Here is a 22,568-nt window from a genome sequence, read left to right as displayed (position 1 = left end):
TAGCCTTGGCCACCTAGCCTAACAGCTTCAAACCTGTTATCAAATGAAATCATCAACTTACTCAAACATAGTGAAACATCTAATTCTTGACTAAGGTAAGGTGGCTAACTTCATTATAGAACTTTCAATATGAACTATATATTGTGTAAAAAAAAGAAAATCAACTTTTTGTATACTAGATATTGATTTTTATTTTGTGAAGTGCTACACTAATAGAAGTGAAGAATTTTGGAGGTTTGTCAGATGAATGTGCAAGAAAATGTCTTACCGAGTATAGAATTATTGGTTTTGAAACGTGATGGACGGACAGTATCCTTTGACCAGGATAAGATTTTTTCTGCTCTTCAGCGGGCGAACCAAGAATTAGAACATCCTGTTTCAGAGGCAGGGTTAAAAATTGTATTAGAAGCTGTTTTGGCTGAAATTGGTCGCCGATTTGAGAAAGATGTTCAAATTTACGAAATTCAAACGGTCGTTGAACAGGAATTGTTAAAGGCTCATTTATATGATTTGGCGGAGCTTTATATTCAATACCGAACACGCCGTGATTTTCGCCGTCATCAGGCTACCGATATTAATTTTGAGATTCATAAGCTGTTGAGCAAGGACCAGTCTGTGGTCAATGAAAATGCCAATAAGGACGCGGATGTGTTCAACACTCAACGGGACCTGACAGCAGGTATTGTCGGCAAGTCTATCGGTCTCAAATTATTGCCAGCTCATGTGGCCAATGCCCATCAAAAGGGGGACATCCATTATCACGACTTGGATTACAGCCCTTATACACCAATGACTAACTGTTGTTTGATTGATTTTAAAGGGATGTTGGCACAGGGCTTCAAGATAGGAAATGCGGATGTAGAAAGTCCAAAATCAATTCAAACAGCTACGGCTCAGATTTCACAAATCATTGCCAATGTGGCTTCTAGTCAATATGGTGGTTGCTCAGCTGACCGTATCGATGAAGTTTTGGCGCCCTATGCGGAACTCAATTACCAAAAGCATTTGAAAGATGCCAAGGATTGGGTGTTAGCAGACAAGCAAGAAGAATATGCGCGTGCTAAAACGCAAAAAGACATCTATGACGCTATGCAGTCTTTGGAGTATGAAATCAATACCCTTTTTACTTCCAATGGACAAACACCCTTTACCTCACTCGGTTTTGGGTTAGGGACATCGTGGTTTGAGAGAGAAATTCAAAAAGCGATTTTGAACATTCGTATCAAGGGTCTGGGGCGCGAAGGTCGGACAGCTATCTTTCCTAAGTTGATTTTCACAGTTAAGCGTGGATTGAACTTGGAGCCAGATTCTCCAAACTATGACATCAAGCAATTGGCGATTGAATGTGCAACCAAGCGTATGTATCCAGATATGCTTTCTTATGACAAGATTGTTGAGTTGACAGGTTCCTTCAAGGTGCCAATGGGCTGCCGCTCTTTCCTTCAAGGTTGGAAGGATGAAAATGGGCAGGATGTGACATCTGGTCGTATGAACCTAGGTGTCGTGACCGTCAATTTGCCACGGATTGCCATGGAGTCTGCAGGAGATATGGATAAGTTCTGGGAAATTTTTGCAGAACGCATGGCCATTGCCAAGGATGCTCTGGTCTACCGAGTGGAACGAGTGAAGGAAGCAATTCCAGCCAATGCTCCAATTCTCTATCAATACGGGGCATTCGGCAAACGCTTGGCTAAGACAGACGCAGTAGATGAAGTCTTTAAAAATCGTCGAGCAACCGTATCTTTGGGCTACATTGGTTTGTATGAAGTTGCGACAGTATTTTACGGTGGCGAATGGGAGACCAACCCAGAGGCAAAAGATTTCACGGTGGATATTATCAAGAAAATGAAAACCTTGGTTGAAGATTGGTCGGATGAATATGGTTATCATTTCTCAGTTTATTCGACACCATCTGAAAGCCTGACAGACCGCTTCTGCCGTATGGATATAGAGAAATTTGGCATTGTAAAGGACATTACGGATAAAGAATATTACACTAACAGTTTCCATTATGATGTACGTAAAAATCCAACACCATTTGAAAAACTGGATTTTGAGAAAATTTATCCTGCTGTAGGTGCCAGCGGTGGCTTTATCCACTACTGTGAATACCCTGTGCTGCAACAAAATCCAAAGGCCTTGGAAGCAGTTTGGGACTATGCCTATGACCGTGTAGGTTACTTGGGGACCAATACTCCGATTGACCATTGTTACGCTTGCGATTTTGAAGGTGATTTTGAGCCTACGGAGCGTGGTTTCAAGTGTCCAAGTTGCGGAAATAGTGATCCTAAATTGGTAGATGTTGTTAAACGAACTTGTGGGTATCTAGGCAATCCACAGGCACGTCCGATGGTAAAAGGTCGTCACAAGGAAATTTCGGCGCGTGTGAAACACATGAATGGGTCGAGCTTATAAGTAATAAACAGACTATGTAGAGCTTCCACAGTTCCAGTTAGCTGTGGAAGTTTATTATAAACGAACAAGAGATAAAAAGGAGGAGAAAACAATGGGAAAATATCAACTAGACGATAAGGGGAAGGCCCTGGTGACACGCTATCATGAGAAGAATTCTAATGTGAAGCAGGATAAAAAAGCGCGTGTGCAGGAATTGCTCAAACAAGCAAAAAACAAGAAAAAATAGTATGGACTATACAGATATTAGTATTCTCCATACCAATGATATGCATTCCTACATGGAGAATTTTCCAAAGAAGGCACAGCTGATTGCGAACATTCGGGATGGTAATGAGAAAAAGGGGATTCTGACCTACAGACCGGTCTCCACCCTCAGATGTGGGGCATTGTTCCAGGCGGTGAGGGTTTTATGGTCAATGGCAGAGCAGTCGAGCTAGACAAGGTCTATCAGATTGTGACCAACTCTTTTGTTTGGAGCGGCAAGGACAACTATGATGATTTCCACAAGGCAGAAATTGTGCAGGACTTGGGACTGGATATTGACATTATCAGCGAATTTTTCAAGAGACAATACGGAGGCTAGAATGGAACTAAGAAGACCAACTGTGGCGGATAAGGAAACGATTTTGGATATGTTGGCCGAGTTTGAAGCGGCAGACTCTGCTATGGACGGAGGTTTTATCTCTAGGGATGTCGACTTTGAAGACTGGATTTTGAGAAACCAAGATTATGAGGCAGGTCTCAATCTACCAGACGGTTTTGTTCCTTCCATTCAATATGTATCATTTGACCAAACAGGTCGAGCCCTTGGTTTTCTCAGTCTACGCCTACGGCTCAACGATTTCCTGCTCAATAAAGGCGGTCACATCGGATATTCCGTTCGCCCGACCGAGCGAGGAAAGGGCTATGCCAAGGAACAACTTCGACTTGGTTTGCAGAAGGCGGCTAGTAAAAATATCGCCAAGGTCCTCGTGACCTGCTCGGCAGACAATCAAGCCAGTCGCCGCACGATTGTGGCTTGTGGTGGGGTTTTGGAAGATGTTCGAGACGGGGTAGAAAGATACTGGATTGAGGATTAATGGGAGTGACAAACTACTGAATCAAAACAGGAAAGGAATTGAGATTGGTTCTGCACTAGGCTTGCTGGGATCAATCCGAGCTAAAGCATTGGAAGTACCATTTATGGATAAAAACAGTCTGTGTACTGGTAAAACGGAATTCATCCAAACGATCAGATTTCATTTGCTTATGCTCAGGTATTTGAAATGAATAATCCTAAACCACAAGAATGGAAGAGCGAGGAACTTAGTCAAGGGCGAATAATGGACTACAAAGCCTTTAACTTTGTGGATGGAGAAGGAGTCCGTTGCTCTCTATATGTTAGTGGCTGTCTGTTTCACTGTGAGGGCTGCTACAATGTTGCAACCTGGTCTTTTAAAGCTGGGATTCCCTATACCAAGGAGCTTGAAGACCGCATTTTAGCAGACTTGGGTCAGCCCTATGTGCAGGGCCTAACCCTCTTGGGTGGCGAGCCTTTTCTGAACACAGGCACGGTCCTCCCACTCGTAAAGCGAATTCGGAAAGAACTGCCAGAAAAGGATATTTGGTCTTGGACAGGCTACACATGGGAAGAAATGATGTTAGAAACTCCGGATAAGTTAGAGTTACTATCCTATTTAGATATTCTAGTTGACGGCCGCTATGACCGTACCAAGCGCAATCTCATGTTGCAATTTCGAGGCTCATCGAATCAACGCATCATCGATGTACAGAAATCATTACAGGAAAAACGAGTTGTCCTGTGGGATAAGTTAAAAAAATAGAGGTTAGCATAGACTTAAATTTCACCTCAAATATTGAGATAATCTGTATTATAAAACGCATAAAATCATATTGCTAAAAACATTGATTTTATGCGTCTTTCTATTTTTTGAGCTTTTATCTAGCCTCTATTTTTGAATAAATTTTGATTCTATAGCTTGTGTAGTGGGTAATCTCACAACAGAGATTATGGAGCTTTTTAGTGAATCAAAAAGTTTGTGAGTAGTCCTGCCATGGTTCCAGCAATAATATCTTTTATCATGCTGTTGTTTAGAAGACTCTGGTTTTTAGAAACAGTATCTTGAAATTTATCATTATTTTTTTCCTTGCTTGCCTCTAACAATTGAGTGAAAACGGAAAGAATTCCTTCAGACAGGATGTATTGATTTTCAGATATGATATTTTGTAAGCTTAAACTAATATCATCCCATGGAATATCATTGATATTTGTGTCTACATTTTTTGAGTTATTTATGATGTTTGAATTTGATATTGCATCTCCGTTATGGGCTGTTGTATTATTATTTCCTAAGACATTATTATCCCCTGAAACATTTGTTTGTGTACTTCCTGATTTAAAGACAGTTTGATTTTCGATTTTTTCATTTTTAATATCAATTAAAAAATTGTTCTGCAGTGAGCTATCAAATGATTTTGTAACAGCATTGAAAACCTGATTGCGAAACTGGCTATTTTTAAAAAAGAGGTAGTAGTTTTTACTGGAACCCAAGTTAAAAATAATGTAATATTTGTCTTTTAAATGCTTTTTATATTTGGAATAGACTATGAAACCGTACAACGTTAATAACAATACACCAATGAATGGTGGGATTAGGCTGATAAAGAATAGTACTATTAAGATAATGTAATCCATCAACGTAACTGGGGATTGCAATTCACTTTTGTAGAGCATGGAAATATTATTAATTTGTATGCAATTGTTTCTCGTTAAAATTGTGTTGTTTTTTATTGACAATTCATCGGTTTCGATTGTGTAGTTTTTATCGGAGTTTAGGCTTTTTAATTTTTCTAATAGTTCATTCATAATTATTCTCCTTCATATAAACTTATTATGTTAAATTAGACTAAATGTTGTGCTCGTTTGTTTTGCTTATTCATATTGATATTACATGCTTATCCAAGTCTGGTGCATCAGATAGCTTGCGCTAGATTAGTTTAGCGAATACCTACATAAAAAGAAAAACACATTTATTATACCTGTAAATGTTCAAAAAGTCAAACCGCAATAAACAAACGCGCAACGTTATTGTTAGGTAAAATGTAACAAATTCATCGCTATTCTAGAGTTTATGGCTTAAGCAGTCGGTACAATCCTTATACATATGACTGATGGCTTTGTCCTGATTATTCGTTATGAAGGAAATAGAAGTTGAGAATCATGATGAAATTCGTAGATTGGTGACTTTTAATGAAGAAAAGTTTAAAAAATGAAGCGTAGAACAAATCCACTCCAAAAATGAGAAAAAGCCTTGATAAATCAAGACTTTCCTCATATCAACCAATCCTCCCTGTAGGGATCGAACCTACGACCCACGGATTAAGAGTCCGCTGCTCTGCCAGCTGAGCTAAGGAAGGTAAAAAATAAAAATGCTGTATTGGTACCGGTTATCCATGGATTGTATTGATCCCGCACGCTAAAAGCAGGTGGGTGACGCGTTTCTAACTTAGTTGCTTCTGGGTGTGCCAGCTTGCATACTGTCAGAGGATCTTTGTCTCCCTAGTAATACAAAAATAGTCGGTCAACACATAGGTATGAATTCGTATACCACAGCAGTTCTTATTTATGATTTAATAATACCACTTTTTTTTGAAAAATCAAGAGAAAAATGGCAAAAATGTAAGCGGTGTCAAAGGATATGTGCCAAAAAACCAGTTCTATCAAGGATTTTGGCGTCTATTTTTTTTCAAATTTTTTATCTTTTCTTGGGTCATACCCAAGGCACGCTCGTATTTTCCGGTGTCGTTGGCGGTGAAGTAGTCCGCATTCAGTAACTTATCGGGCAGGTATTGCTGGTCCACCCATTTTTCAGGATAGGCATGCGGATACTGGTAGCCAATGGCATTTCCCAGCTCTTTACTACCAGCATAATGCCCGTCCCGCAGGTGATTTGGGATAGGTAGATGACCGTTTTTCCGCAAATCAGCCAGAGCTGCATCCATAGCCAGATAGGCAGAATTGGACTTGGGAGAAAGAGCCAAATCGACTACCACATTGGCAATCAAAATCCGTGCTTCTGGAAAGCCGATTTTCTGGGCAGCTTCAAGGGCCGTCACCGTATGAATCTGAGCCTCTGGATTGGCCAAGCCGATGTCTTCGTAGGCGATGACCGTCAAGCGACGAGCCAGGCTAGGCAGGTCTTCCGCCTCAATCAAACGAGCGGCGTAGTGGAGGCTGGCATTGACATCGCTACCCCGAATGGATTTTTGCAGAGCCGAGAGGATGTCGTAGTGGGCATCGCCGTTCTTGTCCATGCTGATGTAGGACTTTTGCAGGCTATTTTCCACGGCGTCCAGATCAATGTGGCGGCTACCGTCATCACTTTCCTTGGTCGAAAGCACAGCTAATTCTAGCGAATTGTAAGCAGCACGTAGGTCACCGTTGGTGGCGTTGGCTAGGAAATCCAGAGCCTCAGGCTCAATGGTAATGGGGAAGTCAAAACCACGTTCACTGTCTGTCAGAGCCAGTTCCAAGGCCTGTCGGATGTGGCTGGTTTGCAAAGGTTGTAATTCAAAAATCTGCACTCGACTGCGAATGGCAGGCAGAATTGAGAAGAAGGGATTTTCCGTCGTTGCCCCAATCATGATGATATTGCCATTTTCCAAGAGAGGAAGCAGAAAGTCCTGTTTGGTCTTGTTGAGGCGGTGGATTTCATCGAGCATGAGGACCAGGCCGCCAGAAAATTTAGCTTCTTCAGCGATTTCCTGCAGGCGTTTTTGGTTGTCCGTCGTGGCATTAAAGGTTCGAAAGGCATACTTGGTCGTACCAGCAATGGCGGATGCAATCGAGGTCTTGCCAATCCCTGGCGGACCGTAGAGAATCATGGACGACAGCATATTGGCATCAATCATGCGACGGATAATCTTTCCAGGACCGACCAGGTGTTCCTGACCGATGACTTCATCAATGGATTTTGGCCGCATACGAAGGGCGAGATTGGCTGGCATAGGCTTCCTTTCAGTGCATTTATGGTATAATCATTATACTACAATTTTAGGATTTGGAGAGAAACGAAGATGGCGGAGTTGACGGTGGGTGTTTTGGAAGAATACTTGCGTGACCACTATGGGACGACAGTTCCAGAGCAAAGTCTCTTTATGAAATTAGTGGAAGAAATTGGTGAAGTGGCAGAGCTACTGAATCAGCGTTCAGGCCGCAAGATGATGGATTGCGAAGACGACAACTCTGCTCGTCTGGCAGAAGAATTAGCTGATGTTATTCACTATGCTGTAGCCTTGGCAGCGGTGAATCAACTAGATTTAACCAAGTCCATTTTGAAGAAAGACAAGCAGGCTTCCGTCAAATACGGTCGAGAAATAAATTTATTGGAATTTATAGAAAAGAGGAAATAGAATGGCAAAACATGGCTTTTTAGATGTGCTGGAAGCGGCACTGGATAAACATTTTACCTACGATTATGAACTCAACTGGGACAAGAAAAACCACGCGGTTGAGTTGGCCTTCATCTTAGAAGCACAAAATGCGGATGGGATTGAAACGGTGGACGACGAAGGCAATGCCTCTGCAGAGGATATTTTCCTAGAGGAGTATGTCCTTTTCTACAACCAGGACAAGTCTCGCTTTGACGAGGAAGACTACCTGGTCGCTCTGCCATTTGATGCCAAGAAGGGCTTTTCAGCAGAGTTTCTGACCTACTTCGCAGATTTCCTCAAGGATACCGCCGACCAAGGTTTAGACGACCTCATGGACTTTTTGGCGGACCCAGAAGCCCAAGAATTCGCGATTGCTTGGGATAGCGAGGCCTTTGAAAAAGGCAGAGCAGACTTGGTGGAGGGGGAATTTTACCCATATCCGAGGTATTGAGATGGTTCATGAAATGTTACTGGCTCCAAAGCCTTTTGAAATGATGAAGTCTGGTCAGAAGACCATTGAGCTACGACTTTACGATGAGAAGCGCAAGCATATACAAATTGGAGATCGCATCCGTTTTTATTGTACAGAGAATCAGACGCAAACGATCGAGGTGCAAGTATTAGATCTTCACATATTTGATAATTTTGCTCAGTTATACAAAGAACTGGATTTATTGTCTTGTGGGTATACGCAAAGCAGCATCAGAGGGGCGAAACCAGAAGATATGGAAGTTTACTATTCGCGAGAACAGTTAGAACAATATGGTGCAGTAGGTATAGAATTGAGGGTAATAGATTCTATTTGACATTCCGTTTTCTCTCTTGCTTGACTGCAGGTGAAACTTTTGCTATTATAAAAATAGAAAAGGCGCTGAGTTCCAGCTCAACGCCCAGTAGGACCGCTAAACGGTGGTTCAGTTCGTTAGATTAAATAACCGTCAGAACTGTGTCAAAGTTTGCTGACGGTTATTTTTTATCTCGAATAGCTAAAATGATGACGATTATCAAGCTCAGCATTTCAACAAGTAGACTTGCGAATGTGAGCATGACAATCAGTCCATCAGCTACGGACAAAAGCATTCCTCCTTTCTAGCAGATTTGCTGTCCACTTTCATGGGCATCACCTCCGTTCAGAAACTTGGAACCACCGTCTCAAACTTTCCTACACATGTTTATTCGCAGTGCGATTAGAAAATTTCCGAAAAAGTATTATTAGGGCTCCATCGCGTAACATTAACTTGTAAAATAGGCTAGAAATCGGTACAATAATACAGTGATTGACGCATAGAAAAGAAAAGGAACAAGAAACATGAACTCATGGCAAGAATTAACGATTCACGTTCATCGTGATGCAGAAGAAGCAGTTTCAAATCTCATGATTGAAACGGGCAGTCAGGGGGTGGCCATTAGCGACTCGGCTGACTATGTGGGACAGGAGGACCGTTTCGGTGAACTTTATCCCGAGGTGGAGCAGTCAGATATGATTGCGATTACGGCTTATTATCCTGATACTGTAGATATTGAGGAAGTTAAGGCAGACTTAGCAACTCGCTTGGCGGATTTGACAGGCTTTGGCTTGGAAACGGGTCAGGTCAGCCTAGAAAGTCAGGAACTGACAGAGGAAGACTGGGCGGACAACTGGAAGAAATACTATGAGCCAGCCCGCATTACCCACGATTTGACCATTGTGCCATCTTGGACCGACTATGAGGCGACTGCTGGTGAGAAGATTATCCGTCTGGATCCAGGCATGGCTTTCGGTACGGGTACTCATCCAACCACCAAGATGAGCCTCTTTGCTCTTTCTCAGGTCTTGCGTGGTGGCGAAACGGTTATCGATGTTGGTACAGGCTCAGGCGTTCTCTCTATTGCTAGCTCTCTTCTTGGGGCTAAGGAAATCTTTGCTTACGATTTAGATGAAGTGGCGGTGCGTGTGGCTCAGGAAAACATTGACCTCAATGCCAATACTAGCAATATTCATGTCGCAGCAGGCGACCTGCTTCGTGGCGTTGATATTAAAGCGGAAGTTATCGTTGCCAACATCTTGGCGGATATTCTCATCCATCTGACCGAGGATGCCTACCGTCTGGTCAAGGACGAGGGCTACCTGATTATGAGCGGCATCATCGCGGACAAGTGGGACATGGTGCGAGCATCTGCGGAGGCGGCAGGCTTCTTCCTCGAAACCCACATGATTCAGGGCGAGTGGAATTGCTGTATCTTCAAGAAAACAGCTGACCGCTCAGGTGTGATTGGAGGCTAGGATGCAGCAGTATTTTGTCAATGGCAGAGCACCGCAGGGCCTTTTCCAGATTAAGGATAAGGACACTGCCAAGCATATGTTTTCTGTCATGCGCTTGCAGGCAGACGACCAGATTGTCCTGGTATTTGATGACGGGATCAAACGCTTGGCGCGTGTAGTGGACAGTCAGAGCCAATCTGTTGAGATTATCGAAGAACTGGCAGATAATGTTGAATTACCCGTTTCCGTGACCATTGCCATGGGCTTTCCAAAGGGAGATAAGCTCGAATTTGTCGCCCAAAAGGCAACGGAGTTAGGCATGGCAGCCCTCTGGGCCTTTCCAGCTGACTGGTCCGTGGTCAAATGGGACGGTAAAAAACTGGCAAAAAAAGCAGAAAAGTTGGAAAAAATTGCCCAAGGCGCAGCCGAGCAAAGCAAACGCAATCGCGTTCCAGCTGTTCGCTTGTTTGAGAAAAAATCGGATTTTCTAGCTCAACTAGCAGGATTTGACCAGATTATCCTAGCCTACGAAGAGGCTGCCAAAGAAGGTGAACAAGCTAATCTAGTAAAAATCTTGTCTGGCTTAGAACTCGGCCAATCAGTCCTTGTCATTGTCGGTCCAGAAGGTGGCGTGTCGCCTGAGGAAGTAGCCGCATTTGAAGGAGCAGGAGCGGTCAAGACAGGTCTGGGTCCTCGTATCTTACGAGCGGAGACGGCTCCACTCTACGCCCTTTCTGCCATTAGCTACGCGACGGAATTGATGAGGTAGTCCATGTTTGCTTTAGGTACGATTATCAATACGGTGGTCATTGCCCTGGCAGGTTTGCTAGAGTCTTGGTTTGGACATTTACTGAAAGAACGGCATCAGTCGGGGTTGACGATGGGGAATGTTTGAGTCTTTCTTGAACCTGTTAGAATCCTTTGATTATTGGGGTATAGATAGTTAAATGGTAATTGGTTTCAATAATGAAATTGATTCTGATAAAAAACCAGGCAAGTGGGAAAGACGACTATTCCTAGTAGAGTCCGTCTTCTTATCCTTGCCTAACTTCAGTTATGCCTGTGGCTCATTGCCTCATACTAAAAGTAAATTAAAAGACTATAAAATACGAATTGCTGTGATTTTCTTTACAAATCCTATATCCAACTTTTTTACCTCACTTTTGATTTCTAGGGTCAGGCTGAAACAGTTTCTTGGGCTGTCTCAGCACAAACTTTGTTTGTTCAATTTCTAACCTCAAGCAATTCTCTCAGATTGCTAGAGCAATCAACTACTGCACTGAGATATTGATACTAACTTAAAGAAGTGGCGTTGTACTTTTTACCTAGCTGGGCTATTATTTGTGCTAGATTACCTGTGAGTAATTTTTTATTCATGCATGTTAGGCTAAAAGGTGAAAAGTCCTTTTTAGGTAGTTCGGGAATTCTTTATCAAGAATTCAGGGAAGACTCATATATATTAGCTCGGAAATATGAGTTTTTTACAACTAAAATAGCGTCGCCGAAATATTTAAGCTACATCTTTTATTCAATCGAATCCGAAATTAGTCTCTTAATGATTTTGAGAAAAAGTATAATTTTATATATAAAAACGAACAAAATTAGTTTTAGGGTATCTAGAAACTAGTATTGTTCGTTTTTTGTTTTGTTTATCAATCTGCAGAATGACCAGATGAGGTATTTCAAAAAAACAACTCTTTTTGTCCTAGACTCATTAGAGAGTCAGTGTTTGAAATGTAATATGGTGTGATGCATATTTTTTGAAATATGGTTATTTTTATATTAAGGTGACTCTTGTCATTTCCAGATGTTCTTTTTCTATTTTTTCTGTGTTTCTCGCTAAATGTCGCTTGATTTTAGAGGGAAATCAAGTAAGATTGTATATGGAAAAAATCTGTATAAGTGTTATTGTAAAAAGTGAAAACTAGAGGAAGATTGCAGGGAACTTACGGCGATTTGCTATTTATATTATAGTAAATTGAAATAATGGTATTTGAACTATCAATTTCATGTAAGCTTAATAAGTATTAAAGTTGATTTTGTTTATATTTAGAACCGAAAAAGATAATGTCCCTGTATCTCAACTTTAGCAGATTTAGACACAAACCAAGGAGTACGAGATGATAGAATTTAGAAAGAAAGCAGTTCAATTAGCTAGTTTAATGTCAGTTTTTTTTCTATGCACGTATAGTTTTACAGATGCGATGTGTATCATGGCAGAAAGTTTGTCGACCGATGGTGCTTCAAGAATAAGACGCACCTATATCGAAGACAAAAAGGAGGACAAAGATAGATTAAATATTGAGTTAGTAGAATCGTTGTCTAGTCCAAAGACTATAGGTCAAAAAATTACAATAGATAAGCAGAGTTTAGCTACACAGAATTTTAACGAAAAAGGTATAGTAGTTATCACTCAAAAAGGGCTAGAGTTAAAGAAAGATGATTTAGAAAAAGGTTGGAAACTAGATGAGTCATATAACGAGAAGGACCTAGCTATAACAAAGAGTGAGACAGAAAAACGCTCTCTTTCAAATGAATTAGATGTATTGTCAAAAACTGTAGAAGAACTTCCAGTGTATGGAGAAAACTACCATTCCTATAGACTGCTGCCAACAACAGAATTGGATTATTCGGCAGATAATGTAAGTCTGACTTTAAGTTTTACCAAGGTTAGTGAGGTTATTAAGGGGGAGTTAGTAGCGGTAGTAGCTGCGGATCATATCGCATATTTTAAAGCTGAACCGAGTGTCTTTAAGGAGTATTCTCAAGTTAATGAAAAGCCTTCATCTACTGAGGATGTCAATGTAGTAAGTCCTTCTCAAGACCCACCCGTCTCTGAAACAAAAGAAAATGTACCTGACAATCCAGAATCACAAGGAAGTTCAACAGTTCCAGAGTCAGAGCAATCTGTGGATGCTTTGGTCGAACAACGAGGAGTTATCTGTATCAAATTAACAAAATCTAGTTCTGAACAAGAAGAGGGCATTGAGGATGCTGAAAATGAAGCCATCGAAGGTGCTACATTTGAGGTGCGTAATGTAGAAAGTGAAAATCTTGTTTATACTGGTCAGACAGATAAAGATGGTCTCCTAACGATTTCAAATCTTCCGTTGGGAAACTATGCGGTAATTCAAAAATCTACCATAGATGGTTATGAGATTTCTGCCACAAAAGAAGTAGTGGAGTTAACAGTAGCTCAATCAAGACAAAACGTCTCAATTAGCAACTTCCCTAAAAATCCTTTAGAAGGACTTATGCTGAACTCAATATTGGATTCATCTTTGATGCCGCGTTCAGCGAGAGTAGCACGTTCGCTACTTGATGTTTCATTATTTGATAATCCTACTGTGACAGGAAATGCAAATGCCACTACAACGACCACCGTATTCGGGAATAAAACAACAACCATCACGCGTGAAGAGTCAAATATAAAATACATTTTTAAACCTATTACAATTTCAATTCCAGGTATTTATCAAAGCTATTCACAAGATGGTGTCTTGAAGAAAAAAGAGGTAGTGGTTGACCCCACTACCAATACAACAAAAATCATTTGGGAATACACTACTACGGTAGGCGGTGCCAATAGCAATATCACCTCCATTAGAAATGCTTTCTCAACAACAACTGACTCTGGTTTGGGTGAACCTAAAATTATTTCTATTACGAAAAATGGCACTCCGATAACAACTAATACGACATACTTCGGTAGTTCAGATAATTTTAAGTCGGCTACTGATAATTTACCAGTTGGAAACGGGACGTATGTCTATACGATTGAGACTCCTGTGGTGATTCCAAGTGATAACTATAGTTTGGATTATCGGTCGGAAGTAACTGTTAATGCTCCAAAGGGTAGCAAGCTTACCTATAATGGCACATCGGTTACCCTAACTCAGACGGAAACACGTACCTTATCAACAGCAGACACCATTACGCTTCCAGCTAAAAATGATGGTGGTCCTCTAGGGGACTTAAAAGTAGATACGGTCAATACTTCCAATACCAATCGTACAATTGGTAAGTATCGTGATAATGACGATAAGGTCATCGAATGGACTAGTTCACAACTAAATGATACGTCGACACCCCAAAGTTTTACATTTGATGTTGCTCTAGATAGCTCACAAGCTGTCCATGAATATAAGGTTTATATATATGAACCAAGTAATGGAACCTATACTGAAACTAAAGCTGAAAAGGTCATTACGTCTGGGAACCAGATTACGGTTGACAATGTTCCGGCAGGTGCGGTCGCTTTGGTTAAGACAGTGACAAATGTGAAAGATGAAAAAGTTAACCACACCATTTCAGGAGCACAACTGGAGGCGCTGAAGGGTGATATAAAAATCCAGAAGAATTGGGTGAACGAAGCTACACCAGTGACTACTACCTTTAAAATAACTGGTGGGACAATCGATCAAACCCAAACACTGTCTGCAGATCAGTCAGCTATTACGGTAAATGATGTTCCTAAATTTTCAGGGACAGGTTCGACAGCGACGAAGAAGCGGATTCCCTACGAAGTAAATGAGGTTGTACCAGATGGTTACATCTTAACATCTGCTATATTTGATCTCGAAAGCCTGACTTATCTTTTTAATAACAAGAAAGACGAGTCTTCAACTATCCAGCCAGATTCCTCGGGGCTTCCTACCAATTATGGGATTACCTCTGTTGAGCCAATTGACATTAACTACATTAAGTACCAAAGTGGTAGTACTGTTTGGGGGGGATTTAGTGGATCGTTGAAACTTGGGTTTAAACTCCCACCGCATGCTCAGGAGGGGGATAGCTTTACCGTTCAGCTCCCAGAAGAACTGAAATTGGCACACCCAGCCAATCCAAATCAGGAGTGGACTCCAGTCTATGATAATAGCGGTCGAGAGATTGCAAAGGTCTATCATACGAAGGAAAGAGAACTTAAGTTTGTCTTGACGAAGAATGCTTACTCTGTTTCAGAATATAGCGGTTGGTATACCATTGGAGGCGAAACAGGTAATATCATTCAAAAGAACAATGATACTTCTTTCCGAGGTCCGTATCTTACAGGTGTTGACCCAGTTTTGCCAAAGTGGTATGAGGGTGAAAATGCCCGGTCAACACTCTTAACGAAAAAACTAATCTTTAAAGGGAGTTACTCGGGAGGAGCCTTCTCTTATAGTGATAAGACAGTCACGACGGCTGGTACTCTTAATGCTACAAATAATGGCTCTCGTCAAGGGGATCTTCATCAGTTTGATGGAGTGAACAAATACGAGTATGAGCAAGGGAAAGACTACATCACGTGGGACTTGATGTTTAATACTGGTGGAGGAAATGCTGATGCTGGTATTTTAGCAAGTAGACATAAATTCTGGGATTATATCCATGAAGGAATGGCACTCTATTCAGACGGTAATGTTGCATCGAGTATTCCGAAAGATATAGAGTTCTTTATCGCGGATGGAACTGCAGCAGCTTCTTATGTGAATCCAGTAAAGATGACTTTAAAAGGAACTTCTACTATCAGAGGAACTACCCAGTATCACTACCAAGTTCAGGGAACTGATATTGGTGTGGCTGTTTATATTAAGCCAGAGAGACACTCAAATTCAGCCTTTGATAATTTCACCTCTACTCATACGCTTGAGTTTTACTACGAAAACATTGGGAATAAGACAATCGTCGCTCGTATCAAAATGCGCAAAGTAAGAATAACAAATACTTACTACTATTACAATGGTGCGATAAGGGCCTACAATACTGGTGTGAAAGGTGCAACTTATATTTACCGCCGTGCGGCAGAAACTACGGCACGTGGTGGCGCCTATCCGACAGACTGGTACAGTTTAAAGCTGAAAAAAGTTGCGTATGAAAATGGTCAAAAGAAAGCCCTTGAAGGTGCAGTTTTCACCATATACGATGCTAATAAGAGACCTTACCAAACAGTTCGAAGTAGTGCCAATGGTGAGTTCACCTTCTCAGAACTCTTAGCTGGTACCTACACCTTTAAAGAAACTAGTGCACCACCTGGCTATATCTTAGATCCGACAGAGCACACTATTGTTGTAACCGATAATCAAAATATTACCATTGATGGGAAAAAATACGATGTCAATAAGCCAACAGAAGTTGTTAATACTAAATCAACTACACTTCAAATCAATAAATTTGAATTTGGTGAAAGTAAGCCATTGAAAGGAGCTGTCTTTAGACTGCAGAGTAAAAATGGTGGAAATTATGATGTCACAATAGGAGAAGTTCTTCCTGCAAGTCAGTTTATTTTCTCTAACCTCGCAAAAGGTATGTATACTTTGACGGAGACAAAAGCTCCTGCGGGTTATAAAACGATTCCTCCTCTTGATATTGAGGTTTATGAGGAAAACGGAGAGCTAAAAGTACGTAAATTAACAGACACTTCCAATACACAGACGGGAGCGGTAGAAGTTGTCAACGGAAACTTTAGTATAAATGTTGTTGACGAGGACTTTAGTACTGAGTTCACCAAGGTAAATGAGCAAGGTCAGCCACTCGCAGATGCAGTGTTTGAGCTTCGTCAGATAACCCAAACAGGCTACAAACGAGTTCTAACAGGCTTAACTTCAAATAGTCAAGGCAAGCTCCGTGTGGACCACTTGCAAGGTGGTACAACCTATGAACTTTGGGAAACTAGTGCGCCAGCAGGTTATAGTAAGTTAACAACAGCTGCGGCACGATTTACGGTATCTGAGACTGGAATTATCAGTTTTGAATCTGGTACTAGTGAGCGTATTATTAACCGCCCTCCAACTTATAAAGTTAAAGTTCAGAAAATTGATGCACTGACTGGACAGAAAGTAACTGTGCAGACACGTATTGGTATTACGGATAGCCAAGGAAATGCAATTGATGGGCAAATTTCAAGCTTTGACAATGGAGAGTTCAGCTTTTCTAAAAACTTTGCCCCAGGAACTTACTATATCAAAGAAGAAAAAATTCCATCGGGTTATATCGGCTTATCAGGTTTGGTACCATTCACTATTCGGGCAGATGGTATAGTAGAAGTGAATAGTGATTATCTTGAAGGTATTGATGTGACGACGAGCTCGCCAGATACGATTACGATAAAAGTCAAGAACTATCCACTCGGAAAATTCAAAGTTAGCAAGCGTGTTAAAGGGATTAGTGATTTGACCAACCTTATCACTGGACAAATGACTTTTACTTTGACAAAGAATGACGATCCGACCGTCACCATTGTCAAACAGCAAGCTGCAAACCAAGACTTTGTTTTTGAAAACCTCCAGCCTGGGGTCTATACTCTGACAGAAACACAAGCCCCATCTGGCTATATCAAATCGACAGAAAACTACACGATTTATGTTAATAGGGATGGCAGTGTCCGTTTCTACTCTGACTCGGATACAAGTAGTCACATAGCACGTGGTTTGCATGTGATAAAATCTGCAGAGATTGCTATGGCCTCTACCTATGGCTCTAGTACAGAAGATAAGGCGCTGGACGGTGATTTGACAACCGGTGCCTTGTACCAACTCTCAAGTTCGACTTTGAATGAGGGACAATGGTGGGGAGTGAACTTAGGTTCGCCTCAGCGCGTAACGCAAATTCGCTTTGCTCAAGGTAAAAATACCACAAACGGTAGTGACCATGACAAAATGGATAGCTATGCCCTTGAGTATTCACCGGATGGTATCACCTATCAATCAATTGGTAATTTCACCGAGACCGACCTTACTCAGACTGTAGATATCTATGCTCAATACATTCGTGTACGGAATCTACAGACGGGAACAAATAGATGGTTGGGAATCCGAGAATTGCAGGTAAGTGTTCGAGATGCTACCCAAACGATTGAAGCAGGTGGAAGTGATGTTGCCGCTAATGTTATTAAAATCGGTAACATCGAAAATCCAGAGTTCAAAATTGAGAAAGTAGATGCGAATAACAAGCAAATATCAAAACCTGTTACCTTTAAGCTCTATAAAGTTGACGATAGTACAACAGAGGCAACTGTATCAAGCGCCTCTCTTGACGATACCAATCTCGTACAAACCTTGACATTTACAGGTCAAAGCAGTTTGACACGATTAACTGCGACAGCGCTTGGCAAATATGTTCTTGTAGAGACACAAGCACCAGAAGGTTATGACGGTTTGAGTGCACCGGTATTGTTGGAGTTATACGAAACAACGCAAGCTTATGCGGTAACGCAACAGAAAGCTGTGACACGTTTTAGGGTTTTAAATCAAACTAATTCGGTTAGTGTAACAGATTTACCTGGTGTTAGTGGTACTCTTGCAAATGCGATCAGCATTAAAGTGAAAAATAACGAGCGTAGGTACAATCTTAAAATCAAAAAACGTGATTATCACCATCCGACTCTTGGTTTAAATGCGCACTTTGAACTTGTTACAGAGGCTGGTCATCCAGTTGTAATTGATGGTGTTAATATGAAGGGAAATACAGATAATGCTGACAACAGTATCACCTTCTCGAACTTGCCAGTTGGCGTCTATATTTTGAAAGAGACAGTTGTTCCTACGGGAGGCTATCGCCCTGTTAATCAATTACAAGATACCAAATTTGAAATCCGACCAGATGGTAGTTTACAAATTTTAGAGTCAGATCCGAATATGGTGACAGTTGATACGTCACAAGGTGCTACCCTTGAGATCACCATCAAGAACTTCAAGCAATTTAAGTTCAGACTCCAAAAAACAGATAATCGTGACGAGAATCACCTTCTAAATGGTGCAACATTTAAAATTTACAGTGATCCAAACAATGATGGTGTTGAGGATACCGAAGTTGTTAGTGGTGTGACGAAAAATGGTCTCTTTGAAACATCTTTGAGTTTTGGTTACTACATTTTGGAAGAAACTGTTGCGCCAACGGGATATCAATTAAATCCTAAGAAATACCGTTTCCAGATAAACCATGATGGAACGACCAGACTTCATAATGGAGATAATCAGGTTACCTTAGCTGAAAGGGTAGATGGCGATAATGTTATTCTCTTTAACATGAAGAATACAAAACAAACAACCCACATCAAACTTGCTAAACGGTCTTATAGCGATCCTACGCAACGTCTTGTAGCAACGTTTGAACTAAGAGAAAGTGACAATCCTCAAGCGACAGCAGTTGTAAAAACAACGACTACAACAGGGGATGAAGTCCTCTTTGACAATTTAGCAGTAGGGAAAACCTATATCTTGAAAGAGATAGTAGCCCCTGACGGCTATCAAAAGATTGAGAAAGAATTCCACATTAATATTGGCGCAGATGGGGCTATCTCTATCCAAGATGGAGAGGACCTCGTCGGTCTAGACAATATGGATAATCACCTGATTATCGTGAAAAACCTCCGCAAAGGAGAATATCCGAAAACAGGTGGTATGGGTATCATTCCATATATTGCATTAGGGGGGGTGATGATGTTCATTGCTTTTGCCGTTGAGCAACGTCGGAAATATACTAGATAGTTCCTAATGTAAACAAAATAAGAAATAAAAAATAGGAGTATACAATGAAAAAATTGACGAAATTATTTTCGGTGTTTACTGTGTTCCTAACGGTGCTCGGTTCACTGATAAATATTAAACACTTAGTCCATGCCGAAGATACGGCTAGCACAACCGTTATTGTTCACAAAATCGTAATGAATAATGACGATTTCAATAAATTTACTTATGAAGAAAATTTATCCAAATATAATGGTAATTCAATTACTAACTTGCAGGGCTATTTCGGTAACTCGGCGAAAGAAGTTGAGGGAGTAAACTTCAAAGTATGGCAAAAAGTCGAGACAAAAGCCGAAGGTACTAAGACAGGTGTTGAACTTGGTATTGCTGGTGATAATGATAACTACAAACTTGACCTAAACTATCCAAATGGTGTGCTTACAAAAATTAATGGTGCAACATTCACTTTAGCTAATGGGATTTATATCTTCACTGAAGATAAAGAAAAGTCACCATACTACAACCAAAATGGTAGTGAATTGACTGGTATGAAAGCTGTACCATTCAAGCTTGAATTGCCACAGGCTAAAACAGATGGTTCTGGATACTTTGATACCCAAACTCCTCTTCATGTGTATCCAAAGAACACTGAAAACAAACCTGAAATCACAAAAACTTTTGGTGACGGTTCTAAGGATACAAAAGGTGTGAATATTGGAGACGATATTGACTATAAAATCACGACAACTGTTCCAAAAGATGCAGCCTACAAGACATTTGCTTGGGAAGATACCATGCTTAAAGGTCTTGACTTCAAGCTAAACTCACTACAAATCGCAGATGATAAAGGTCTTAACCTTGTAGCAAATACAGATTACACATTGATACAAACTGTACGTGGATTCATGGTGAAATTGAATGATAACGGTCTTGCGAGATTGGAAACTGCTGCTAAGAATGGAGAAGTGAAATTCACTTTGACTTATAAGGCTACTTTAAATGACTCAGCGAAAGTAGAGACTGAGATCCCTAACCAAGTAAAATTGATTTACGGTAACCGTCCAAGTGAATTTTCTGAGCCAAAATCAACAACTCCACCAAATGGTGAAATTATTGTTAACAAAACATGGGATACTGGTGTAAACCAAACAGAAGTTGTATTCGGTGTATATGAAAAAGGAACTGGTGTACGTGTAGGTGAAATTAAACTTGCAGCAGGTGTTAATACTGGAAAATTAACTGGTCTTGATGGTGCTAAAGAATACATTGTAATCGAAGAAACTCGCGTTCCAGGGGCGCTTCCTAGCTACTCAAATGGTGATGCAGGTACAATCAAAGTAAAAAACAATAAGAACCCTAACCCAGGTCCGCTTGTACCAGAAGAACCAAAAGTTGTTACATACGGTAAACGATTTGTGAAGACAGATGATAAGGATTTGGACAGTAGCGAAAAACTTCTAGGTGCTGAATTCATCGTTCGTAAAGATGGTGAAGAGTCATATCTTGCTTTGAAAGATACAGTAACACAAGCAAAAGAAATCGCAGATTATAAAGCAGCGGAAGCTGATTATTTAGCTACTGTTAAATCAGCCACAACAGACAATCCTAAAACTGATGAAATTAAGCAGAAGAAAAATGCTCGCGACACTGCTTACGAAAAGATGAACATGCAATGGATTTGGGTAGGTACTAAGGAAGGTGCGTTTACATTTGTATCATCAACAGATGGTAAGTTTGAAGTGAAAGGTCTTAAAGAAGGTAAGTATGAACTTATTGAAACCAAGGCTCCAGAAGGATTCGCTCTCCCTACTTCGCCTGTGAAATTTACTGTAGGAGTAGGTTCGTGGGGTACAATAGATGCATTGACAGCAGATAACTTCCAACAAATCAAAAACAAAAAAGTAACCATTCCACAAACGGGTGGTATCGGTACACTTGTCTTCACAATTGTAGGTTTGAGTACTATGGTATTTGCCTTTATCGCGATGAAAAAGCGTCAATCTGAAGAAGCTTAATTATTACTAGAAAGGAGGGGCAGATGAAAACAGTAAGACAAATAATATGTTGCCTTGTCGCTATAATGTGTGTATTATCATTGCCCTCGCTTTCACTCCAAGCGCAAGATTCTTTTGATGTTCAGGTTCATATTCCTCTCCCTAATGGAATAGATGCCAGTCAAGTTTCGACGGGTTTGGAGGCTTGGTACATCGCTTCAGAAGAACCCGTTTCTTCTGAACAGTTGGCAGATTCTTTATATCAAAAAAGTCGGTCTGAGTTGACCAGTCTCTATGGTGAGCCAATTTCTTCTCAAGCTCTTTCTCCAGAAGGTCAAGCCACTTTTCGAGGATTGACTAAGGGATGGTATTATGTTCGGCAAGTAGGAAAGCCTACGAGTCTAGAAGTTATCCCATTCTTGATGAATGTAGGTAGAGGTGTTACAAAGATTGAGGCTAAGGTCAGGAGACCTAGCGAAGAAAAGGGTAGTAAGCCGTTTTTAAAGGTATCAACCAGCACCGCCCCTTTATCTGGGGCAGAGTTTGCGGTTCTTGAGGAAGTAGGCGGAGAATTGAAGGAAGTGATAGTCGACGGCAATTCTTATCACGTCACTTCAAGTTCGAATGGTCAGTTTGTGGTAGGTCCTCTTCCTTATGGTACTTACTACTTAAAAGAGGTCAAGGCCCCTACTGGCTACATTTTATCTCAAGATACGATTCCTTTTGAAATAACCTCGGATTCACATGTGTCCGAGATCATTAAGATTAAGAATAAACCTGTTACACCTCCTGGAATTGAAATTCCATATACAGGAAATGTGGTGGTAATTGCAGTTTTATCTACCGGTATTTTGCTCTTCTTGCTAGGTTATCGCTTGGTAACTTATACTAAGCGATAACGTTTGACAGACTAGAATAGAGGGAAAATCCCATTGTCAGGTTGAATCTGGGGCAATGGGATTTTTCGTTTTAAAGTTGGATTATGGTATAATAAAAGTAGAATGTAGGGGATTTTATACTCTTCAAAAATCAAAATTA

Annotated in this window: 17 protein-coding genes, 1 tRNA gene and 1 other RNA gene; 14 read left to right on the top strand and 5 right to left on the bottom strand. The window is 40.8% G+C overall.

Annotation, left to right across the window (positions count from 1 at the left end; all coding sequences use genetic code 11):
- Window positions 1-243: 243 nt before the first annotated feature.
- The 5 genes from nrdD (at window position 244) to nrdG (ending at window position 4,238) form a co-directional block, all read left to right on the top strand.
- A complete protein-coding gene (gene nrdD, locus K5Q29_RS03990; RefSeq protein ID WP_205032574.1) occupies window positions 244-2,415 on the top strand; it encodes an anaerobic ribonucleoside-triphosphate reductase in 2,172 nt (723 codons plus the stop codon).
- A 91-nt stretch (window positions 2,416-2,506) separates the two neighbouring features.
- Window positions 2,507-2,641 carry a hypothetical protein gene (locus tag K5Q29_RS10680; RefSeq protein WP_002939130.1) on the top strand — a complete coding sequence of 45 codons (135 nt, stop codon included), beginning with the start codon at window positions 2,507-2,509 and terminating at the stop codon, window positions 2,639-2,641.
- Between the two features lie 150 nt (window positions 2,642-2,791).
- Entirely contained in the window at window positions 2,792-2,998 is a 207-nt protein-coding gene (locus K5Q29_RS03985; RefSeq protein ID WP_105138864.1) for a metallophosphoesterase, read from the top strand.
- A gap of 1 nt (window position 2,999) precedes the next feature.
- On the top strand, window positions 3,000-3,494 hold the full coding sequence (locus K5Q29_RS03980; RefSeq protein WP_105138863.1) for a GNAT family N-acetyltransferase: 495 nt from the start codon (window positions 3,000-3,002) through the stop codon (window positions 3,492-3,494).
- Between the two features lie 186 nt (window positions 3,495-3,680).
- Window positions 3,681-4,238 (top strand): anaerobic ribonucleoside-triphosphate reductase activating protein, encoded by a 558-nt coding sequence (gene nrdG, locus K5Q29_RS03975; RefSeq protein WP_002939123.1) that lies wholly within the window; start codon window positions 3,681-3,683, stop codon window positions 4,236-4,238.
- A gap of 197 nt (window positions 4,239-4,435) precedes the next feature.
- On the opposite strand, the gene K5Q29_RS03970 is transcribed toward nrdG, so the two are convergent.
- The 4 genes from K5Q29_RS03970 to K5Q29_RS03955 all read right to left on the bottom strand — a co-directional run bounded on the left by K5Q29_RS03970 (window position 4,436) and on the right by K5Q29_RS03955 (window position 7,422).
- Window positions 4,436-5,281, bottom strand: coding sequence for a hypothetical protein (locus K5Q29_RS03970; protein WP_105138862.1), 846 nt, complete (start codon window positions 5,279-5,281; stop codon window positions 4,436-4,438).
- A gap of 478 nt (window positions 5,282-5,759) precedes the next feature.
- Window positions 5,760-5,832: transfer RNA gene (locus tag K5Q29_RS03965), tRNA-Lys, on the bottom strand.
- Between the two features lie 8 nt (window positions 5,833-5,840).
- Window positions 5,841-6,034, bottom strand: a non-coding RNA gene (ssrS, locus tag K5Q29_RS03960) — 6S RNA.
- Window positions 6,035-6,135: 101 nt separating this feature from the next.
- Window positions 6,136-7,422: a replication-associated recombination protein A gene (locus K5Q29_RS03955; RefSeq protein WP_105138861.1), complete on the bottom strand. Its 1,287-nt coding sequence runs from the start codon at window positions 7,420-7,422 to the stop codon at window positions 6,136-6,138.
- Window positions 7,423-7,491: 69 nt separating this feature from the next.
- Here K5Q29_RS03955 and K5Q29_RS03950 point away from each other — a divergent pair, with 69 nt between their 5' ends.
- The 3 genes from K5Q29_RS03950 to K5Q29_RS03940 are packed head-to-tail and all read left to right on the top strand — an operon-like array spanning window position 7,492 to window position 8,654.
- Window positions 7,492-7,827 carry a MazG nucleotide pyrophosphohydrolase domain-containing protein gene (locus tag K5Q29_RS03950; RefSeq protein WP_105138860.1) on the top strand — a complete coding sequence of 112 codons (336 nt, stop codon included), beginning with the start codon at window positions 7,492-7,494 and terminating at the stop codon, window positions 7,825-7,827.
- Window position 7,828: 1 nt separating this feature from the next.
- A complete protein-coding gene (locus K5Q29_RS03945; protein ID WP_105138859.1) occupies window positions 7,829-8,299 on the top strand; it encodes a DUF3013 family protein in 471 nt (156 codons plus the stop codon).
- Between the two features lies 1 nt (window position 8,300).
- Window positions 8,301-8,654 (top strand): ASCH domain-containing protein, encoded by a 354-nt coding sequence (locus tag K5Q29_RS03940; RefSeq protein ID WP_029173673.1) that lies wholly within the window; start codon window positions 8,301-8,303, stop codon window positions 8,652-8,654.
- Window positions 8,655-8,814: 160 nt separating this feature from the next.
- Here K5Q29_RS03940 and K5Q29_RS03935 read toward each other — a convergent pair whose 3' ends face one another.
- Window positions 8,815-8,928, bottom strand: coding sequence for a putative holin-like toxin (locus K5Q29_RS03935; protein WP_015647538.1), 114 nt, complete (start codon window positions 8,926-8,928; stop codon window positions 8,815-8,817).
- Window positions 8,929-9,157: 229 nt separating this feature from the next.
- On the opposite strand from K5Q29_RS03935, the gene prmA reads away from it, so the two are divergent.
- The 6 genes from prmA (at window position 9,158) to K5Q29_RS03905 (ending at window position 22,429) form a co-directional block, all read left to right on the top strand.
- On the top strand, window positions 9,158-10,111 hold the full coding sequence (prmA, locus tag K5Q29_RS03930) for a 50S ribosomal protein L11 methyltransferase (protein ID WP_105138858.1): 954 nt from the start codon (window positions 9,158-9,160) through the stop codon (window positions 10,109-10,111).
- Between the two features lies 1 nt (window position 10,112).
- A complete protein-coding gene (locus K5Q29_RS03925; protein WP_105138857.1) occupies window positions 10,113-10,859 on the top strand; it encodes a 16S rRNA (uracil(1498)-N(3))-methyltransferase in 747 nt (248 codons plus the stop codon).
- A 3-nt stretch (window positions 10,860-10,862) separates the two neighbouring features.
- The gene (locus K5Q29_RS10675; protein ID WP_044763406.1) at window positions 10,863-10,985 is read left to right on the top strand and encodes a hypothetical protein; all 123 of its coding nucleotides are present in this window, start codon (window positions 10,863-10,865) and stop codon (window positions 10,983-10,985) included.
- A 1,225-nt stretch (window positions 10,986-12,210) separates the two neighbouring features.
- Complete coding sequence (locus K5Q29_RS10670; protein ID WP_239515172.1) at window positions 12,211-19,557, top strand: SpaA isopeptide-forming pilin-related protein; 7,347 nt, start codon at window positions 12,211-12,213, stop codon at window positions 19,555-19,557.
- Between the two features lie 44 nt (window positions 19,558-19,601).
- Entirely contained in the window at window positions 19,602-21,551 is a 1,950-nt protein-coding gene (locus K5Q29_RS03910) for an isopeptide-forming domain-containing fimbrial protein (protein ID WP_172699576.1), read from the top strand.
- A 23-nt stretch (window positions 21,552-21,574) separates the two neighbouring features.
- The gene (locus K5Q29_RS03905) at window positions 21,575-22,429 is read left to right on the top strand and encodes a prealbumin-like fold domain-containing protein (protein WP_044768084.1); all 855 of its coding nucleotides are present in this window, start codon (window positions 21,575-21,577) and stop codon (window positions 22,427-22,429) included.
- The last annotated feature ends 139 nt before the right edge of the window (window positions 22,430-22,568 follow it).

This window comes from Streptococcus sp. 2018037 (assembly GCF_019754195.1).
GTDB classification, from domain to species: Bacteria; Bacillota; Bacilli; order Lactobacillales; family Streptococcaceae; genus Streptococcus; species Streptococcus hashimotonensis.
This window is presented reverse-complemented; position numbering and strand designations above follow the sequence as displayed.

Bases quoted from the DNA above. Each gene is read 5' to 3' on its own strand.
- nrdD (WP_205032574.1), top strand. From the start codon at position 244: ATGAATGTGCAAGAAAATGTCTTACCGAGTATAGAATTATTGGTTTTG.
- K5Q29_RS10680 (WP_002939130.1), top strand. From the start codon at position 2,507: ATGGGAAAATATCAACTAGACGATAAGGGGAAGGCCCTGGTGACACGC.
- K5Q29_RS03985 (WP_105138864.1), top strand. From the start codon at position 2,792: ATGTGGGGCATTGTTCCAGGCGGTGAGGGTTTTATGGTCAATGGCAGA.
- K5Q29_RS03980 (WP_105138863.1), top strand. From the start codon at position 3,000: ATGGAACTAAGAAGACCAACTGTGGCGGATAAGGAAACGATTTTGGAT.
- nrdG (WP_002939123.1), top strand. From the start codon at position 3,681: ATGAATAATCCTAAACCACAAGAATGGAAGAGCGAGGAACTTAGTCAA.
- K5Q29_RS03970 (WP_105138862.1), bottom strand. From the start codon at position 5,281: ATGAATGAACTATTAGAAAAATTAAAAAGCCTAAACTCCGATAAAAAC.
- K5Q29_RS03955 (WP_105138861.1), bottom strand. From the start codon at position 7,422: ATGCCAGCCAATCTCGCCCTTCGTATGCGGCCAAAATCCATTGATGAA.
- K5Q29_RS03950 (WP_105138860.1), top strand. From the start codon at position 7,492: ATGGCGGAGTTGACGGTGGGTGTTTTGGAAGAATACTTGCGTGACCAC.
- K5Q29_RS03945 (WP_105138859.1), top strand. From the start codon at position 7,829: ATGGCAAAACATGGCTTTTTAGATGTGCTGGAAGCGGCACTGGATAAA.
- K5Q29_RS03940 (WP_029173673.1), top strand. From the start codon at position 8,301: ATGGTTCATGAAATGTTACTGGCTCCAAAGCCTTTTGAAATGATGAAG.
- K5Q29_RS03935 (WP_015647538.1), bottom strand. From the start codon at position 8,928: ATGCTTTTGTCCGTAGCTGATGGACTGATTGTCATGCTCACATTCGCA.
- prmA (WP_105138858.1), top strand. From the start codon at position 9,158: ATGAACTCATGGCAAGAATTAACGATTCACGTTCATCGTGATGCAGAA.
- K5Q29_RS03925 (WP_105138857.1), top strand. From the start codon at position 10,113: ATGCAGCAGTATTTTGTCAATGGCAGAGCACCGCAGGGCCTTTTCCAG.
- K5Q29_RS10675 (WP_044763406.1), top strand. From the start codon at position 10,863: ATGTTTGCTTTAGGTACGATTATCAATACGGTGGTCATTGCCCTGGCA.
- K5Q29_RS10670 (WP_239515172.1), top strand. From the start codon at position 12,211: ATGATAGAATTTAGAAAGAAAGCAGTTCAATTAGCTAGTTTAATGTCA.
- K5Q29_RS03910 (WP_172699576.1), top strand. From the start codon at position 19,602: ATGAAAAAATTGACGAAATTATTTTCGGTGTTTACTGTGTTCCTAACG.
- K5Q29_RS03905 (WP_044768084.1), top strand. From the start codon at position 21,575: ATGAAAACAGTAAGACAAATAATATGTTGCCTTGTCGCTATAATGTGT.